This is a genomic window from Desertivirga arenae (assembly GCF_017355785.1).
Classification (GTDB): Bacteria; Bacteroidota; Bacteroidia; order Sphingobacteriales; family Sphingobacteriaceae; genus Desertivirga; species Desertivirga arenae.
Map to the genome: position 1 here is coordinate 166,142 of NZ_JAFEWE010000006.1, position 20,664 is coordinate 186,805.

The following is a 20,664-nucleotide window of genomic DNA, read 5'->3' on the forward strand; positions in this document are numbered from 1 at the left end:
ACGAGATAGATGTTGTTATTACTTCAGTTCTTTGTATATGTCGTCTGAATTTAGAGCCTTCGGTTTAATGACGGCCCCTTCCTGCAGCCTGTCGATGCCACTGAATACAATTTTTTCTCCTTCAGCTAATCCTTTTGATACCAGGTAGAACTTTCCGTCGGTGCCAGCAATAGTAAGAGGTTTCCCCACAACTTTACTACTGTCGTTCACTGCATAAGCAAACACTTTGTCTTGCAGTTCGAAGGTCGCTTCCTGTGGCACAAGGATAGTATTAGCCTGAACTTTAGGAATGCGAACTTTACCGGTGCTGCCTGATCTCAATAAACCATCAGGATTAGGGAATGAGGCTCTGAAATTGATGGTTCCCGTGGTTTTTCCAAATTGACCCTCAACTAACTCTACCCTGCCTTTTAGAGGGTAAATCGTTTCGTCTGGCAATACAAGCTCAATTTGCGGCAATGATTTTATCTTTTCTGCTAAACTTCCTCCTTGCAATCCATTTCTAAAATCAATAAGATCTACTTCGCTCATGCTAAAGTACGCATGAACTTCCTTTGTTTCAGATAATACAGTTAGGGCATCAAGGCCTGCCGAGCTTACCAGACTCCCTGTTTTAAAGGGAATGCTGCCTATATAACCAGCTGCGGGAGCTGTAATAGTTGTATAGCTAAGATTGATCTTTGCTGCCTGTACCTGGGCCTGCGCTTGAAGTACGTTTGCCTTGGCCATATTATAAGCGGCATTAGCAGTACGAAGCTGAACATCAGAAACTACTCCGTTCTTAACCAGGGGACTAAGTTTTGAAACATTAATGGACGCACTCTCCAATGCAGCCTTTGATGAAGCAAGTTGAGCTAAGGCGGTGTTTAATTGAGCCTGATACGTGCGGTGATCAATTTTAAATAATACCTGCCCTCTTTTAACAAATGCACCTTCGTCTACATAAATGGCCTCCAGATAACCATCAACTTTAGGACGAATCTCAATATCCCGCTTACCCTGGATGGCTGAGTTAAATTCAGAGTAAGTGGTTACAGCCTCTGATTTAACTGCCAAAACTGGCAACTCTGGCGGAGGAGGTGCAGCGGCTACACCTTCGGCAGAAGAAGAGCTGCAACTATCAAAAAAAACGAGTGTAGTAATTGCTAAAATGAAGGTTGATAGGGTTCTTGTTTTTAATAACGCTTCCATAATCTGTTGTCTGTTTGCTAATGATTTTTTTATTGCTGGAAATACTACGCTTTAGTATTTCCAAACTTCCTTTTATATTTTTTGGCTGCACTTAACTTTGCTAGGAAACCTAACGGTGTTAACCAACGTTTCAAAAAAAATTGCTTTTTTTACTCTTATTGCAAATGTCCTTCTTGTTTTTTTATTTTGTATAACATAGGTATTTTTCCTAACACCGTTAACCTACCAGGCAAAAAAAACGGACTATCCGTTCTTTGCTTCAAAACTTCTGATATAGCCTTCCACCGCATCATCCAGAACCATTTTATTAAGTTCTAAATCAATTGAAGTACACGTATTAACCAGCTTGATAGAAATCAGTCCATGCATTACCGAAAATAACGTATGGTACTTTAAGCAGGCATTTATATCTGTTCGCCCGCTTTTGGCGATAAGCTCCTCAATAACGCTTCCTGCGAGATTGCGAAATTTATCTCTCTCTGGTAAAGCTTCTGTTATATCGCATCCCATCGTTCCAATGCTGAACATTATCTGATAAAGCTCCTTGTTTTCCCCCGCAAAATTCCAGTAAGCATCGGCAATTGCCCTGATCTTGTTCTCAGGTTCATCTTTTTTGTCGATGATATCGAGAATGGTTTGAGTAAGCAAACGAAATCCCTTCTTGCTAAACTCAAGAAGAATAGCTTCTTTATTTTTAAAGTGATCATAAATAACAGGAACACTGTAGTCTATCTTGTCCGCTATTTTCCGGATTGATAATGCACTCCATCCTTCTGTTTTCACCAGGTCCCAGGCAGTGCAAATGATCTTTGACTTCAACTCTTCTTTCTCTCGTACTCTTCTTTCTGCTATTCCCATTGCTTTACCTAACAGTGTTAGCAAAATTAACAGTTCAATTTGAATAAGGCAAGAGCGGTATGTGAAAAACCTTCAATCCTGATGTTTTTATGACGATTGCTTTTATTGTAAAAATCTTATGGTTGTTCTAATGAGAGAGGGAGACCAATATATCTTTGGCTTTTATTTTTCAGCGAGGCGAGGTGAAGTAAGATTCCTTATTTGGACCAAGGGTTGAAAAAGAGAAATTATTCTATTTTTGGCACTCAAATCACACAAAAAGACATTCTTAATTCTATTTAAATGAAAACCCTTACAAAAGAAATGCAAGCAGAAATTACTCCCAGCATGGCGTTGGAGTTGTTAAAACAGGGAAATACGAGATTCGTAAGTAATCTTAAAATAAACAGGAACTTGTTGCAACAAGCAAATGAGACTTCTGATGGGCAACATCCATTTGCAGTTATTCTTAGCTGTATCGATAGCAGAACTTCTGCTGAATTGATATTCGATCAGGGTCTGGGAGATATCTTTAGTGTCCGTGTTGCCGGAAACATCATCAACGAAGATATTTTAGGAAGCATGGAGTTTGGTTGTAAAGTAGCAGGATCAAAGATCATCGTGGTACTTGGACACACCAAATGTGGTGCTATTAAAGGCGCTTGCGATCACGTAGAAATGGGTAATCTTACGGCATTACTTACCAAGATCAGACCAGCAGTAGATGACGAGCTAACTATTAAAGAAAACCGGAACTCTTCAAACCCTGAGTTTGTAGAAAAAGTTTCTGAGATAAATGTAAAGCGGACAGTTAGGTCAATAGTAGAGAGGAGTCCTATCCTAAGAGATATGATCAAGGCTGGAGAGATTCAAATTGTTGGAGGGATCCACGATATAACTACTGGTGTTGTACAGTTTCATGAGGTAGAAAGCTTGTAAAAGCTTTCTACCTTAGAAATAGCATGCCAAATGATCCCGGCCCCTTACTGCAAACCTAAATTTTAACATTACTTCATGGGAGCCCTTTTGATATCTTCTTAGTTCAGTATGGGCCATATCATAGCTATAGCCAAACTGAACATCGGGAGTTACGAAAACAGAAGCCATGAAGTTGAATGAATCCATAGATCTGTAGGAAGCACCTAGCCAAAACTTCTCCATTAGCAAGATACTTGAACTTATATCAAACTGAATGGGACTTCCATTTACATATTTCACTAAAACACCAGGTTTATATTTAAAATCATAACTCACGTCCCAAAGAGTCCCTGCCTGGAAATAATAATGTGGCTTATTTCTTAAACTTCCTTCAGCTTTTTCAGCGGAAGCGATAGAGCGCTGGTAAAAGTAAGGGGATGAAACACCCATATAAAACCTGGGCGTAAAGAGCATAACACCTGCACCAAAATTTCCCCGGATCACACTTGTATTCTGAAAAACAGGATCATTTACAGATTCCGGACTTTGTGCATAGAGCTGAGAATAATCTCCACGGAAGCTACTGAATCCACCGTTAAATCCAACAGCCAGATATCCATCTTCTCCAACTTCCACCCTTTGTGCAAGTGTAAAGTAAGCTCCGGTTTCTTTAAGCACTTCGCCCGCCCGGTCATCTGCCAGGATCCCACCTATAAAGGTATTCGACTCGCCAATAGGGGAATGAACGGAGAGAGATTGTGTTCTTGGGGCGCCTTTAAAACCGGTCCATTGCAACCTTGAAAGAGCAGTTACACGCAGAGATTCTTCCATAGCTGAATAGGCCGGATTTATCGCCTGATTATTGAACATATACTGCGTGTACATGGCCTGCTGCTGCCCCCTGGCTATTATTGAAAGCAAAATCGCTGATAATATAATTCCTATCGCTTTCATCCTTATCTTTTTAATATTACGTATCCTTTATTGCTTTTTTGAGATCCATCAGCCACTTTAGTATGAATGATGAAATAGTAGACCCCATCAGTCAGTGTTGCATTTGCATTTGAGCCAATGCCACTATTGGCAATTCCTCTGAAAGCTTTATCGCTGTTATTATAGCCCTTGATCCTATACACTTCATTACCCCAGCGGTTGAAGATAATCACCTCGTTATCCGGATACCTTTCGATATTGCGAATGACGAACTGCTCGTTGCCCTGACTGTCATTGTTAGGAGAAAGTAAGGGATCAGGAACGATATCGTCATTCTCTCCAGGACCCACTGGCTTGCCTTCAGGATAGAAATCCTTGATGATTACGTTTGCATTGCTTCCAAGTTTCACAAAAGCACTTGGAGTTGCCGAAGTAATACGAATGGCCAGATTTTCGTCACCTTCTTTCAGGTAATCTTTCAAGCTTTGAACATGAATTTTTTGCTCACTTGTTTTAGCTCCAGCCGGAATAGTGATGGAGGTATATTGAGGTTGAAGGACATAGTCTTTACCCTGTGCAGCACTACCCCCATATTGCAAACCGAGTTGCACATCCTGAAGAAGTACATCATCTAATACAGCTCTAACAACTATTGAATCGCCTTCAGTTATTGTTGCAACATCAGGAGTGAGAGAAGCCGTTACATTACCTTGTACCTTCAACCGAACGGTAGCTGTATCTTTTAATCCGGCAGGGTCAATTATTTCGTATACAAACTCTTCAATACCTGCAAATCCTTTTCTAGGAATATAAAGGAATGAACCATCGGAAACATTGAAATTGTCAAGTTGAGCCCCTGTGAGTGGCGCACTAATTAAACGGAATTTCAAAACATCACCGTCCACGTCCGAATCGTTCGTAGCCACTGTACCTCTGAAAGCAGCATCCTTGGCGATATAAAATTCATCATCATTTGCCTTTGGAGGGTCATTAACCGGAGTTACATTTATGATACCTGTAGCAATGTTCGACTCAAGTCCCAGGTTATCCTTAACGGTATAAGTGAAGGTGTAGGTTCCATAGTCATTAGCAAGCGGAGAATATCTTAACGTTCCATCGGTATTTATAACAAGCGTTCCCTTTACCGGAGGCGTCTGGATCCTAACCGTTTTCGCATCAATTCCATCAACATCTGTGTCATTTGCAGTAACAGAGAAAGTAACCGCTACATCTTCAGGAGTTGTAACGACATCAGGATTAGCAACAGGGGCAAAATCATCATTGATGATCTTTGCAATAGCAGGGCTGCCCTTTGCTGTTAGTCTTCCTCCATACGAGGGACTGATATTGCTCAAGACCATGTTAAATAATTCATCGGCTTCAACTCTAAGGTCTCCGTTCACCTCTACAGTGATCTGTTTGGTTTCACCCGCAAACCCAGAGAATGAAAGAGTACCAGATTTTGCCAGATAATCATTGTCATCAGTTGAAGCACTTCCATTAGTAGTACGGAAATCTACATCGAAACCGCGGCTTGTAAGATTATCTAATTTAACGTTGAAGGTCACGGTTGTCTTACCGTTATGTTTTTCAATTACTGGATCAGGACCAGTTATCGTTATTTCAGCTTTATCGTTATCGTTGATATTAATTACCGGTAATGGAGTTGCCCAGGCAAGAAGACTGTTTGAGTTACTGATTGATTCAACTGAAATACTTATAGTCTCAACATCCTCAAGTTCATTGTCGTCAGTTATCCTAACCGGAAGCGTAATACTATTGGTTCCTGCGGGAATAGTGATAGAACTTATAGCTGAAGTACTGTAATCAGCGCTTGTAGCAGTTCCGGATAAACGATAGGTAATGATTGTTGGTGCCTCGGAGGTAACATTTTGAGGGTAACTGAAAGTGAAAGCAGCATCTTGCAGTCCTTCTGTTCCATCGGTTTTTGTTACCAGGATCTGACCGGCATCATCATTCTTAATGGTTCCAGTTGAGTTTGCGTTAGTGATCTGCAACTTATTGGCAAATGCATTAGATAAGCTATGAATAGTCAGATTAAAGATTTCATCAGCCTCAAGCTTTAAATCTCCCTTAACCTGAACTTTTATCGTTTGCACCTCTCCTGCCTGACCAGCAAAGTTCAGTACCTGATCAATACCAGGAATATAGTCATTGTCTTCCACTGTTGCAGACCCGTTAGCTGTGGAATACTTAAGCGTGAAAGGCAAACCTGTAGCCTTGCTTAAGGTAACCGGGAAATCGAAGGAGGTTGTACCACTATTTCCTTCAGGCTTAACTACCGGAGCTCCTAAAGAGATATCCCCAAAGTCATCGTCCATAATTTTCATTACCGGAATTTGAGGGTTAAGTGTAACCGCAGCATTATATAAGGAATTTAATGAGCTTACGTTCAACACTACTGTTTCGTCCTCTTCCACTATGGCATCATTAATTACAGGAAGAGACAAAGTAACCTTATTTTGGTTCGCCGGGATGGTAATGGCTGCAGAGGTTGCCCCTGTATAATCCACACCATTGCCGCCTGCTGTTCCATCCAATGAGTAATTTATCAGGACCGGCTGGTCTGAGGTCATATCAGCCGGTAAGCTGAATATAAAGCTACCTGCAACGGTTCCTGTTTCCGCCCCGTCAGTCTTGGTAATAGTAACAGCTCCCCGGTCATCATTAAGGATGGTACCGGTAACACTGGTATTCTCTAAAGCCAACCGCCCATTGAAATTCTCAGACAAGTCTTTCAACATAAGGGTTAAGGTCTCATCCGCCTCTATCTTCTTATCGCCTTTTACCTGGATGCTGATAGTTTGGGTTTCTCCTGCAGTTCCTGCAAAGGACACTGCCGCATTTACCGCCGCTGTTGCATAGTCGTTGTCTGAGGCCTTCGCCAGATCATCAGCTGTTTGGTATGGAAGACTGAATGGCCTTCCGGTTGCCTTTTTCAGGGTGAGTTTAAAATCAAGCGTACTTGTACCATTATCGCCTTCAGCTATGCTGGCCGGCGCCACCGAGATAGTGGTGTTGTCATTGTCAAGGATGTCTGTTGATTGAATCGCATTTAACAGTTGAATGGTATAAGCATTACTTGACACTGATGCAGACAGATCTACTTTTTCTTTATCTTCAACCAGTTCATCGTCAGTAACAGGAAGACTCAGCGTTACACTGTTTTGTCCTGCCGGGATAGTTATTGCCGCCGGAGAATTTCCTGAATAATCAATACCGTTATTTTTGGCAGTCCCGGCGAGGCTGTAATCTATCTTAACCGGAATATCAGCAGTGATTCCGAAAGGATAACTGAAAATAAATGAAGCTGCCTGCCCGCCTTCCACTCCATCTGTTTTTGCGATACTTATCGCTCCTGAGTCGTCATTCTGTATGGTCGTCGTTCGCTGTTTTTCAGGAATAGTTAAAAGTCCTCCGAAATTATTAAGCGGCTCCCTTAAGATAAGGTTGAAGCTCTCATTCGCCTCTATCTTCTTGTCTCCCTTTACCGGGATACTGATCGTCTTACTTTCGCCCGCTGTTCCTGCAAAGGTTAAAGTACCGATCACAGGAATATAATCTCCATCGGTTGAAGAAGCAGTTCCGTCAATGGTTTCATAAGTAATGTCAAAACCAGTATTGGTTGGCCTGTTCAACGTTACTGTGTAGACCGCGTTTTGAGTGCCATCATTTCCTTCTGGTGCAGCAACATTTGCACTAAAGGACAAGGTACCGCTGTCGTTATCAGCAACTATAAGATCTGGGAAAAGCGGGTCGACTGAGATAACTGCGTTATACTGACTAGCTGAAACTACGTTAAGAAGCTTAATCTCCTCATTCCCCTCCACTTTAATATCATCCAGTACAGGCAGTACTAATGTGGCAGCACTTTGGCCAGGCTGAATTACTATTGTTCCTGATGTTGCCCCAACATAGTCCTCTCCGTTACCCGCTGCATTGCCTCCAAGACTATAAGAGATACTTGTTGCTTTATCTGCAGTAATATTTCCTTTGAAACCGAAAATGAATTTACCAGGTGCAGGTCCAGACTCTGCTCCATCAACTTTTGTTACCTGAATTACTCCTGCATCATCATCAGTGATTGTACCTACAGCAGTTTCGACAGCAAAAGACAGGCGACCGTTAAACGTATTGCTTACACTGTTCAGCTTGGCAGTAATAGTTTCTGTTTCCTCGATCATCTTATCGTCTTTTACCACTACTGAAATAGTCTGAGATTCACCAGCGGCACCACTGAAGCTTAAAGTTCCATTTGTACTGGTATAATCGCCGCTTGCACTGGTTGCAGAACCATCTGCAGTAGAATACTGAAGGGTGAACGGTTTTTCGGTAGCTTTATCTAAGGTCACTTTAAAGCTAAGTGATTGGGATCCTGCGTCGCGTTCATTAATAGCGGCGGGACTTATTGACAAGGTTCCATTGTCATTATCAGCAATGCTAATACTTGTGACATTGGCAGGAATACCAATATTGTATGGATTCGCCTGAACTTTGGTTTCCAGTTCAATCTTCTCAGTGTCTTCTATCACTGCGTCATCAGTTACTGGAAGCGTTACAGTTACACTGCTCTGTCCTGCAGGAATATCTATAACGGAGTTAGTCCCAGTATAATCAAGGCCTCCTTTAGCATTACCGCCTAAAGTATACTCAATCCTTAAAGGAACATCCGCTATTAGTCCGTTTTCAAATCCGACGTTAAAGGAAGCATCCTTCAACCCTTCCTGACCGTCAATTTTGGTAAGAACAAGATTCCCTGAATCATCATTTTTGATGGTGACCGTTCTATTAGTCGCTGTAACTTTAATACGATTATTAAAAGGGCTTATTACAGCTCCAAGGTTGAAATTAAAGCTTTCATCTGCTTCAATCTTAGTGTCCCCATTAATAGGTATAGTTATAGTCTTCACATCACTTAGACCACCCGAGAAGGTTAAAATACCATTATTGGAAACATAATCATTATCGGATGCTTTTGCTGTCAGATCTGAAGTAGAGTAAGCTAGTTTGAAACCCGATGAGCTTTCCTTGTCAGCACTAACGCTGAAAGTTGCGTTCTTTTGTCCGTTATCACCTTCAGTTATACTGATATCATTACTAAGGGTAACAGTTAGTTCGTCGTTATCCTCAATGTTAAGTGTTTTAGAGGGAGATGAAATACTTGTCGGATTAAGACTTGTAATTGTGCCTGCTGTAAGCTTTACATCCTCATCCCCTTCCACTATCTGATCATCTGCTACAGAAAGGGATAGTACAGCTTTTGTTTCTCCAGCAGGAATGGTAATACTTCCGGCCGCAGCGTCAGTAAAATCCTGTCCTTTTACGGCTGTACCAGCTAAAGAATATTGCACAACAGCATCTTTGTCCGAAGAGTAACCCGGTTTATAACTGAATTCAAAAGTTCCGGGAACAGTTCCAGCTTCCTTTCCATTGGCGACAGTGATGAATATTTCACTCTGATCATTGTTAACGATCGTTGCTTTTGAAGAAGCCGCAGCTAGTTTTAGTCGCTGATTATAATCATAAGAAAGACCGCTTAGCAATAAAGTCATGAATTCATCGCTTTCAATTTTACGATCTCCATTAACTACTATGTCAATAATTTGAGATTCTGCTGCATTACCTGCAAATTGAAGGTTGGCAGATTTAGCAACATAATCTCCGTCTGCAACTGTAGCTGTTCCATCGGCTGTAGAATAATTTAAGTTGAAGGCCCTACTTGTCGCGTTGTCAAGACTTAAGGTGAAACTCGCGGTTTTTACACCATCATCACCCTCTGTCAAATTCACACCGGAAAGGGTTAGAGTAGCAAGGTCATTGTCATCAATCGAAATTTTTTGAACCTGGTTGGACAGAGTGATCGGATAGGAGGAGCTCACAGATGTTGCGTTGACCATCAGGCTTTCCGCATCTTCTAAGGTTAGATCATCAACTACCGGAAGTTTTAATTCTACCGAACTTAGTCCTGCAGGGATAGTTACCTCTCCCGTACTTGAACCTATATAGTCCGTCCCGTCTCCCACGGCATCCCCGGTTAAATTATAACTTACCTTAATATCCTCATCAGCTGTTCCCTGGCTAAGGCTGAACAAGAACAGACCTCCTTTTATTCCTTCTGCTCCATTTTCACCTGTGATCGCTATCGTAGCTGCATCATCATTTTTTATAGTTGTTGTTGCATTGTCAATTACAAAACTTAGCCGGTCGGCATTTAATCTGTCTTTGAAAGTTTCTGTGATATTACTTAATAGTACTTTAAAAGCCTCGTCCTTTTCAATCTTTGTATCTCCATTGATTATAACCGTGAAGCTTTGTGTTTCTCCTGGGTTTTGCCCGGTGAAGCTTAGTTGGGCATTTACAGGCAAATAATCATTATCGCTTACCAATGCGGTTCCATCTGCGGTAGCATAATCAATTGAAAAAGTCTTTGACGTTGCTTTATCCAGGGTAACAGTATAGCTTGCGGTGGTTGTACCCGAATTAGTTTCGGTAGCTATTACCGGGGCACTTAGGGTAAGGGTAGCAACATCATTATCCTCGATAGTTAGCTGTTGATAAGTATTAGCCATGGTAAGGCCATTATCTATGGAGTTAACGGTAAGTTCTACCGTTTCGTCCTTCTCAACAATAGCATCATCATTTACAGTAAGCGGTAAACTAACACTATTAACTCCGGCAGGGATGGTGATAAATCCAGATGAACCGGTATAGTCGGCTGAGTTGGCCGACCCTTCCAGTGAGTACTGGATAACAGTTGGCTGAGAAGAACTGGTGCCCGCTGGGAAACTGAATATAAATTCAGGAGTATCGCCAGCCTCTGCTCCATCCTTATGGGTGATGCTGATATTTCCGCCGTCATCATTTAGAATCCGCCCTGTTGCATTTGGATCCATGATAATGAGTTTCCCTCCGAAGTTCTCGCTAAGGTCGGAAAGCTGGATCTTAAACGTTTCATCTGCCTCAATCTGCAGGTCTCCTGTTACCGGTATACTTATCTTTTGTGTTTGAGCACCCGGACTAACGGTAAAGTTAAGAATCCCGGTTTTAGCAATATAGTCTGAACCTGCAACAGCAGTTCCATCCACAGTCTGATACTTGATGGTAACAGCTTTGCCCAACTCTTTATTTAACATAACATCAAATACAAGATCCACAGTTCCGTTACTGCCTTCGGTTACAGAGACAGGACTAACAATGGCAATCGTTGCCTGATCGTTGTCAATGATGTCAAGGCTAGCGGGACTGTTTTGCGCAGCAAATCCGTAAATACTGTTTACCGTTATCGCAACTTTGATGTCTTCAGTATTTTCAATAATGTCGTCATCCGTAACAGGGATACTTATGGTAACATCACGTTTTCCAGCATCGATGGTTGCTGTACCGGTAACCGGTAAAGAATAATCAGATCCAGATACAGCACTACCCGACAAGGTGTAATTAATAATAGTAGGCTTATCAGCGATGGCCCCGTTACTTAAGCTAAAGGAAAGAGAGGCATTATAAGCTCCTTCTTTTCCATTTGCCGCAGCTATAACAATCTCTGCGCTATCATCATTTTTCAGTGTACAACTTGTCTGTGTTACCGGCACTGTAAGTGCATTAGCAAAACTGTTACTTAGCTGGGACAACTTTAAGGTAAAGCTTTCATCGGCTTCAACCTTCCTGTCGCCATTAACCACAACAGTGATCGTTTTGCTTTCCCCTGCTGATCCATTGAAGGTAAGCGTGCCTGAAGCTGCTACATAATCATTATCGGCCGAAGTAGCATTGCCATCCTGCGTGCTATAGGTAATGCTAAAAGCCTTACTTACCGGATTATTAAGAACTACTGTGAATGTAGCAGTAGTTTGACCTGTTGAAGTTTCATCAAGAGAAACCGGACCACTCAAAGTTAAAGTTGCCGCATCGTTATCTATAACAGGAATTTCCAGGGAAGAAGTAGCAAGAGAAACCAGTCCTGAACTGTTTGACAAGGTAAGGTCCCTCAGAATAATTTTTTCCTCTTCCTCCAGGATATTATCGTCAATAACAGGAATACTCAAGGTATAACCAGGCTGGCCTGCAGGAATTTCTATCCAGTTCTGAGCAGGAGAAGTATAATCTTTCCCTCCTTCGGCATCTCCATCTAGCTTAAATGAAACTCTTGTTGGCTGATCAGAGGTTACCCCTGCCGGAAAATTAAACCTCAATTCAGCCATCCCTGGATTATCTTCACGAAAATCGCTGGCAGTGATCGTAATATCACCCGAGTCATCATTAACAATAGTAGTTGTTGCGGATGTATTAGCAAGCCTTAGGGTATTTCCGAAATTTACAGAAGGCGCATTAAGCTCTACCGTGAATGTCTCATCTGCCTCAATCTTCTGATCAGAATTGATTGGAATTTCAATAGTATGAGTTTCACCTGCAGAACCAGTAAAGCTTAAAGGTAGCTGGGTTGAAGTAGTTGGAACATAGTCGGCATCTGCACTTGTTGCTGTTCCATCAACTGTTTTATATTTAATGGTAAAACCTTCGGCAGTCGCCACATCCAATTTTACATCAAAGCTTGCTGTCCTTGTTCCGTTGTTTCCTTCAAGAATGGTTACGGGACTAATAGAAACAAGAGCCTTATCATTGTCAGCAATTTTTAGAGACTGAGGTGAATTTACAACCTTTATACCATGAGAATTTGAACGCGCGGTTGCAGTTACCTCTACAATTTCAGTATCCTCTACAACTGCGTCATCAATAACAGGTAAGTTAACAGTTACACTATTTTGCCCTGCAGGAATATCGATAAAGGAATTAGCACCGGTATAATCTTCGTTTGATTTAGCTGTACCTGTCAGGAAATAATCTACTCTAACCGGAACATCTGAACTTAATCCATTTTCATACCCAATAGTAAATGAAGCGTTATTAAGTCCCTCTTCTCCATCGTTTGTCGTGAGCATTAAATTTGCCGTATCGTCATTCTGGATCGTAACGGTGCGAGTAGTAACAGGGACCTTAATCCGCGCTCCAAAAGGACTTGTAAGCGTTCCAAGATTAAATCTGAAGCTTTCATCCGTCTCAATCTTACCGTCTCCATTGACAGGAATGCTAACTGTTTTAATATCGTTAAGGCTGCCTGAAAATGTAAGAGTACCACTAATCGCGATATAGTCATTGTCGGCTGTCTTTGCGGTAATATCTGCAGTGGAGTAAGTCAGGGTGAACCCAGAGGCTGTTGCCCTGTCGGGACCTACAGTGAAACTGGCAGTTTTCTGTCCGTTATTTCCCTCTGTTATCGTTACGTCGCTGCTTATTGTTACAGTAGCCTCATCGTTATCCTCGATCTGCAGGGTTTTAGATCCATCGATAATACTTGTAGTATAAGCACTTACTATCGTTCCGGCCGTCAGCCTTATATCTTCAGTACCTTCAACGATCTGGTCATCTATCACTGGTAAAGAGAGGGTAGCTTTTGTCTGACCGGCAGGAATCCTGAAAGAACCGGATATATCGCCGGTAAAATCGAGCGTTGCTGCGGCCGAGCCGGTTAATGTGTATTGAATGTCAACATCTTTATCAGAACTAAAGCCTGGCTTAAAGCTAAATTCAAAAGAACCGGGAATTGTTCCTTGTTCTTTCCCATTTGTAGCGGTTATAACTATTTCACTTTGATCATCATTTGTTATCATTGCCTTTGCAGAATTAGAAGCAAGGCTTAAGTGTTGAGTAAAGTCATAAGACAGGTTGCCCAGCAAGAGGTTGAAATTTTCGTTACTTTCAATTTTACGGTCACTATTAACAGTAATATCTATTGTTTGCACTTCACCCGCTTCGCCGTTGAAGTGGATCTTTCCAGTTTTGCTCTGGTAATCCCCATCGGCTGTAGTAGCATTACCATCAGATGTAGTAAAATCCAGATCAAATCCTTTGCTAGTTTTGCTGTCGAGACTAATGGTGAAACTTGCTGTCTTTACACCGTCATCGCCTTCCATTAGCGAAACCCCGGCAAGGCTAATTATTGCCTTATCATTATCTTCAATACTAGTCGTTTCGGTCGGATTAGACAGACTTACCGGATAAGAACTACTTACACCTGAGGCACTTAGGGTAATTGATTCTAAATCTTCTAATATAGTATCGTCAATAACCGGAAGCTCAAGGACTGCAGAATTCTTCCCTGCCAAAATGGTTATCGAACCAGTGGTATTGCCGGAATAGTCGATCCCGGCTCCGCCAGCATCTCCTGTTAAAGTATACGGTACGGTGATATCCTCATCTGCAGTACCTTGACTTAGCGTAAAGGTAAAGCTTGCTCCTTTCAGGCCTTCTTTTCCCTTATCTCCTGTAATTGCTATAGTAGCAGCGTCGTCGTTTTTTATAGTACCGCTGGATGTTTTCAAAGCGAAGCTTAACCGGTCCGCATTTAATTTGTCTTTAAATGTCTGACTGATATTACTTAACTCCACCTTAAAGGTCTCATCCTTCTCAATCTTTGAATCGCCATTGATCACTACATTGAAGCTTTGAGTCTCTCCGGCATTCTTACCAGTAAAGCTTAAGCTCGCATGAGCAGGCAGATAATCATTATCGCTTACTAAAGCAGTTCCGTCTGAAGTAAGATAGTCAACCGAGAAGCTTTTAGAGGTAGCTTTGTTCAGGGTTACTGTATAAGTGGCAGTTGTAGTTCCCGAATTTGTTTCGGTAACAATTGCCGGTGCACTTAAAGACAAAGTAGCTAAATCGTTATCTTCTATGACCAACTTGTCAAAGGTATTGCTCATTGTCATACCGTTGCTGACAGATATCACATTCAGCTCTACGCTTTCATCTAATTCAACAATTGCATCGTCGACCACTGACAGACTCAAGGTAACACTATTACTGCCGGCAGGAATAGTAACAGAAGAAGCAACTCCGCTGTAATCAGTCCCGGCGACAGCATCACCTGTAAGGGTATACTGAATTACTGTTGGCTGAGATGAACTATAACCAATAGGAAAACTAAATCTAAACTCAGGAGTCTGAGCTCCCTCCCCTCCGTCTTTATGGGTGATGGCAATATCACCACCATCGTCATTCTTAATGCGGCCGATAGCATTGGGATCAGGCGTAGTAAGCTGACCACCGAAACTTTCGCTTAGGTTGCTGAGGCTGAGGGAGAAAGTTTCATCAGGTTCGATAGAAAGATCGCCCGTAACAGGAACACTTATTTTCTGAGTTTGAGCGCCAGGTGTAACGGTAAAAGTTAAGATCCCTGTCCTGGCAATATAATCTGAACCTGCAATTGCACTGAGGTCGGCTGTTTTGTATTGCAAGGTAACTGTTTTGCTTATTGCCTTATTTAAGCTTACCTCGAATTCAAGATTATTCGCCCCCGAATTCCCTTCTGTTATAGAAACGGGACTGGAAATACTTATTATACCCTGGTCATTGTCGAGAATATTTAGGTTTGCCGAACTGTTAGCGAAAGTAAAGCCATAAACATTTGAACCTATGCTGGCCGATACAACAATGTCTTCTGTATTTTCTACTATATCATCGTCTGTAACAGGAACGGGAATGGTAATGCTGCTTGAGCCGGCAGGAATTATTGCTGTGCCAGCTATTGGTAAGTCATAATCAGCTCCAGAAATAGCTGTCCCAGACAATGTATAATTGATTGCAGTTGGTTTATCTGAAATACCATTATTCAAGCTGAAAGTGATGGACGCGTTATACATTCCCTCGGCACCCGGCGCAGCTGATACAGCCACCTGGGCAGCGTCATCGTTCTTGATGGTGCATACTGCCAGTGAAATTGGAATTGTAAGTTTATTACCGAAGGTGTTACTAAGTTGAGAAAGTTGAAGTTGAAAATCCTCATCAGCTTCCACTTTTTTATCGCCATTAATGGTAACGCTTATTGTTTGAGTTTCTCCGGCGGTTCCGTTAAAAGTAAGGATACCAGATGTAGAAATGTAGTCGTTATCGGCAGCGCTTGCAACACCATCTATAGTATTATAGGTAATACTGAAACTTTTACTTACCGGCTTATCAAGCTTAACAGTAAAACTTGCAGTAGTTTGACCACCGGATGTTTCGGTGATAGTACCAGGACCACTAAGGCTCAGGGTAGCGGCATCATTGTCTTCAATAGAGGCTTCAGGAATTGAAGTATTTAAAGAAACGCGGCTATAGTCGCTTACTAATGAAACGTTTTTAAGCCTTACTTTCTCCTCCCCTTCAACAATGAGGTCGTCGTTTACTTGTAAGCTCAAAACAACCGACTGCTGCCCGGCAGGGATCTCAACAAAGGCAGCATTCGAAGGTGTAAAATCAACACCTGCCTCAGCTCCTGCTCCATCAAACTCAAAATTGATGTGAGTAGTCTTATCTGAGCTCACGCCATTAGAAAAGCGAAACTCGAACTTACCATTTTGGGGACCATTCTCCGAACCATTGGTAGCCAAAATACTAATGATACCAGAATCGTCGTCGAGGATGGTAGCAGTTGCAGTAGTATTGAACAAACTCAAACTATTGCCAAAAGTGGGACTTACGCTTTCGAGCAGGATATTGAAAGTCTCATCTCCTTCGATCTTCTGATCTGCATTAACGATAATATCAATAGTATGAGACTCGCCTGCGGTACCATTAAAATTAAGGGTTGCACTTGTACTTGCAGGAATTGCCGTATAATCTCCTTCTCCACTTTTTGCAGTACCGTCGGCAGTTTTATATTTAAGGCTGAAACCATCAGCGGTAGCCACATTAAGTTTAACCTCAAAGCTTACGGTCTTTGTACCGCTATTACCTTCCGTTACGCTTACAGGACTTACAGTTATAAGAGCTTTATCATTATCAGTGATCGTGAGTGATTTTGTAGGATTAGTTAATCCGATAGAATAAGTATTGGCTTCAACAGAGGCTGCAATCAACACAGATTCTGAACCTTCTGCAACAGCATCATCAATAACAGGCAAAACAAGTGTGACATTATTTTGTCCGGCAGGAATTATCACTGAACCGGTTACAGCAGAAGAATAATCCAGACCGCCTCCTTTAGCATCACCAGAAAGAGTATAGTTTATAGTTAAGGGAATATCTGTTGTTACCCCCGAAGGCAACGAAAAAGTAAAACTTCCACTTTTAACACCCTCTTCTCCGTCTTCGCTGCTAACAGTTATCTGACCACTATCATCATTAACTATATCTGCATTGGCAATATCCTTTGGAATGGTTAAACGACCACCAAATGAATCTGAAAGATTGAAAATGTTTAGTTTAAATGATTCTGATCCTTCAATTTTTTTATCACCTATTATTGGAACAGTAATGAATTTCTCTTCGTCCTTAACGCCCAAAAATTCCAGAGATACTGTACCTGAAGATACATAATCATTGTCGGCAGATCTTGCAGAACCATCGTCTGTGCGATAGTTTAAGGTAAATTTCTTCGATGTCTCCTTATTTAGACGAAGAGAAAAAGTAGCGTTTATCGTACCGGTATTTCCCTCATTGAGAACAATATCATTCCCCAAATTTAAGTTGGCATTATCATTATCGCTGATCTTAACCTCAGGAGCGATAGTGGTAGCATTACTTACTGTATTTGCATGTGAATTATACAAACGGGTGAGAGCCACTTTTGAGACTTCATCACCTTCAACAATCTCATCATCTATTGCAGGAAGTGTTAAAGTAATTTCATTTTCCCCTGCCGGAATTTTTATCGTTCCAGAACCAGTTCCTGTAAAATCCAAGCCGGCGGTAAGGTCACCGTTTAATACATAATCAATTTCTGTATCAACATCGGAAGTAACTCCCGTAGTTAGACGAAAATTAACCTTAGCTGGCACTGTGCCGGTCTCGGTACCGTTGGTAGTGGTAACAAAAAGCTCTGCTATATCATCATTTACGATAGTCCCGGTAGCAAAATTGGTATTAAGATAACCACCTGATGGATTAGACAATGTAACCCTGAAAGTTTCATTCCCTTCTATTACACGGTCTGCATTCAGCAGAAATTTAACAGTGGCCGTCTTTGAATTAGCTGGGATGGTAACAGTGCCTGTTCCTGAAACCGACGAGTCAAAGTCAGCTGTATTGGTTGTAATATGACTCAATGTATAATTGGCACTTACATCACAACCAGTGGTATTAGGTATTGACACTGTAAAACTTATTTCACTTAAGGCTGCAGTTTTTTCAGTTACGGAAGCATCCAGAATAGATATACCAACCGTGGTAATTGTGAGATTGGATGATGTTTTAATATTATTACAACCTGCACTGCATTCTAAGGCAGCATCTGTCGGCGGAGCACTATCAGGGTTAGTTGCATCCGGGTCTGTGACGTCGGCAGGACGAAGGATACTGGCAGTAACAGAACTTAATGATCCGGAAACTGTTGTCTTGCCTTTAACCTGCAAGGTAAGTTCAGCCCCATTCTTCATGTCTACAGTAGTAGAGAATTGAGTGGAGTTTGCTGTGTTCCCATAATTACTTGACACACCTACAGTTGGAAGTGCAGTTACCCCGGTGAATTGAAATGAAGATGGGTAGGCCAGGGTAAATTTGGCACCAGTTACATCATCAGGACCTGCATTTTTTAATTTAACATTGTATGTAATCTCTTCGCCTACGCAGTAACTTGTTTTACCTGGCGTTATGCTTACTACCTGAAGATCGGCCTTCCTAAGCTCAACATTCATCAGAGGGCTTATCGGAGTACTTTCTACATAGGTCCAGGTATCCAACCCTCTGGCATTACCAAAGTCATTGGTCCATTTGTGTCCTGCAGTAGTGCTGCTTGCACCGGTTAATTGCTTTGTTCCGTTGGAAATTGAAGAATCGTCCCAATAAATTTTATCATCAGGACTGTTTACTCCATTTGTTCGTTTTATAATGATTCCATTAGGGTTGTTCTCAACATCAGAAAATGGAAAATGAACCTCTCCTCCTCGTAGTGTCATTTTCATGTTTGAAGGGGTGAAACTGAAACCGCCGCTTACAGGACTACCCTGTCCGTTTGTTCCGTCCCAGTAAACTGAATCTTTTCCAATTGCAGTAGTACCAGTGAGCGTTTTATCAACTAAGTCATTGAAAGAACCATTCTTGTCGATATCAATATTTATGGAATAACCAATAACCTGATTAGCCTCAAAACTAATATAGCCACCAAGAGGAAAGCTACCTGCTTTGTATAAAGAACCCTCTTTTCCACGAAATAGAAAGTTACTAGCAGAAGGACTGGAAGGTTCTTTTAAAAGCCATGTTGTTCCTCCCCCGGCAATTGGTGCAGAATCCGGAAGATCGGCGTTTGGCTGCGAAAAGAAAATCTTATGAGTTACATCTGTGCCTGAATCAGCTGTCCGGGGGTCCTTTATAGCAGCACCTGTATTACTTACACTTTTATAAGTAGCATTTCCGGAGGTATTAACAAAACCTTTGTTATTTGCAAAAAAAGCGAAAATGAATCCAGCCTGCCCGTTGTTATTTACTTCATAAATATAACCATCCTTAGTAAGGATCCTGAAAATACCATTAAATCCGGGGCCGAAGCTACCAAGGCTACCGCTAAAAATATTCATGTAAGAACGACCGTTCTTTATAAATCCGTCAGTTCCTTTAACTGTTACGTCAAAGGCAGCGATATAAGGACCTGTGGAAGGTTGAGTCCATGCTGTGCCAACTAATATAGTAGTTGGAAATTGGGAGTCTTGGGCTGCAGCGGGGGATGGTGATATGAAGTTTATTTCCCAAACTCCCTCTTCTCCATTTTTTACAGTAAGTGTATAGGGACTATAACCTCCTGTATTAGGGAGGGGACCAGCAGTTTCTTCTGCTAAATTATTAATCTTACCCAGAGTAGTCCCTGTACCTGTTGAGTAAGTGTTTCCATTAGGGGCTGTGGCCTTTATTTCTCCACTTCCAACATTTTGGGCGCTGGATCCCAGGTATAATATTTCACCAGCTTTTACATATACTTTAACTGACCCCCGTGTTGGAAAAGAATTATAAGCACTGTTGGCAGATGTTGTACTTTGAAGGTATGCCCTGTATCCCCCATTAGTTAAAAGATCCTTACTCCCTTCTCCAAATACCTTCCCACTCACCAGTGAAAACAGAACCGGTATTAAAAAGAAAATGCGTTGCACACTATTATAGCTAAAAAAGTTCCTATACACGTAGGTAGTTCTAAGTTTTTCGAGAGAGCGTTAAATAAGATGTTGCGCTGTATACGGAAATGCAGGACACAAGTTTCCTTTTTTTATTTCCTTAACAAAAACTTATTATCGCAATGATTAAATCGCATTAGAACTTCTGATTATCAAAGGACTCGACAAAGGGTTAGGATTATAAGTGAGATTTCGTATAGGCTAACTAAGACTATTTTTTTGCAATAAGAAACTTAGTTTTAATAAATAAAGGGCATACTGAACGTCTTCATCAGACTTCAAGTAAAAACTTACCCAGCCTGAATTCTTAAAGACATGATGGTTCTGAACCCTTTTTTCTGCCAGCAGCTCAGCCTTCATCTTTCTGCTGAATAATACATCCAGTAAGCCGTTACCGTGTAAATGACCGATCTCCTTACCCTTATAGTTAAACTGCACGCCTCCATATTTATGAAGACTTAAAGTGACTCCTTCCCAACTACCTACCTCAGATTCAATTTCGTCTAACCATTCTAACATTTTGGGTTTTATAATAAACATCGAGAACTTCAAAAGGGCATCAAAGAATAAAGGCAATCCGGGAATTACTTTAAGAAACCCGAGCCATTTAACAGTAAATGCAAACATT

6 protein-coding genes are annotated in these 20,664 nt (G+C 41.5%); 1 reads left to right on the forward strand and 5 read right to left on the reverse strand.

The window, feature by feature from the left end:
• Positions 1-18: 18 nt before the first annotated feature.
• Positions 19-1,191 carry an efflux RND transporter periplasmic adaptor subunit gene (locus J4N24_RS14255; RefSeq protein WP_207534370.1) on the reverse strand — a complete coding sequence of 391 codons (1,173 nt, stop codon included), beginning with the start codon at positions 1,189-1,191 and terminating at the stop codon, positions 19-21.
• A gap of 243 nt (positions 1,192-1,434) precedes the next feature.
• Entirely contained in the window at positions 1,435-2,049 is a 615-nt protein-coding gene (locus J4N24_RS14260) for a TetR/AcrR family transcriptional regulator (RefSeq protein ID WP_207534371.1), read from the reverse strand.
• A 282-nt stretch (positions 2,050-2,331) separates the two neighbouring features.
• Here J4N24_RS14260 and J4N24_RS14265 point away from each other — a divergent pair, with 282 nt between their 5' ends.
• Positions 2,332-2,967 carry a carbonic anhydrase family protein gene (locus tag J4N24_RS14265; protein ID WP_207534372.1) on the forward strand — a complete coding sequence of 212 codons (636 nt, stop codon included), beginning with the start codon at positions 2,332-2,334 and terminating at the stop codon, positions 2,965-2,967.
• Between the two features lie 12 nt (positions 2,968-2,979).
• Here the strand turns inward: J4N24_RS14265 and J4N24_RS14270 are convergent, their stop codons facing one another.
• The 3 genes from J4N24_RS14270 to J4N24_RS14280 all read right to left on the reverse strand — a co-directional run bounded on the left by J4N24_RS14270 (position 2,980) and on the right by J4N24_RS14280 (position 20,663).
• Entirely contained in the window at positions 2,980-3,900 is a 921-nt protein-coding gene (locus tag J4N24_RS14270) for a PorP/SprF family type IX secretion system membrane protein (RefSeq protein ID WP_207534373.1), read from the reverse strand.
• A gap of 2 nt (positions 3,901-3,902) precedes the next feature.
• Complete coding sequence (locus J4N24_RS14275; protein ID WP_207534374.1) at positions 3,903-20,015, reverse strand: Calx-beta domain-containing protein; 16,113 nt, start codon at positions 20,013-20,015, stop codon at positions 3,903-3,905.
• A gap of 222 nt (positions 20,016-20,237) precedes the next feature.
• A complete protein-coding gene (locus tag J4N24_RS14280; protein WP_207534375.1) occupies positions 20,238-20,663 on the reverse strand; it encodes a luciferase domain-containing protein in 426 nt (141 codons plus the stop codon).
• Position 20,664 lies beyond the last annotated feature (1 nt).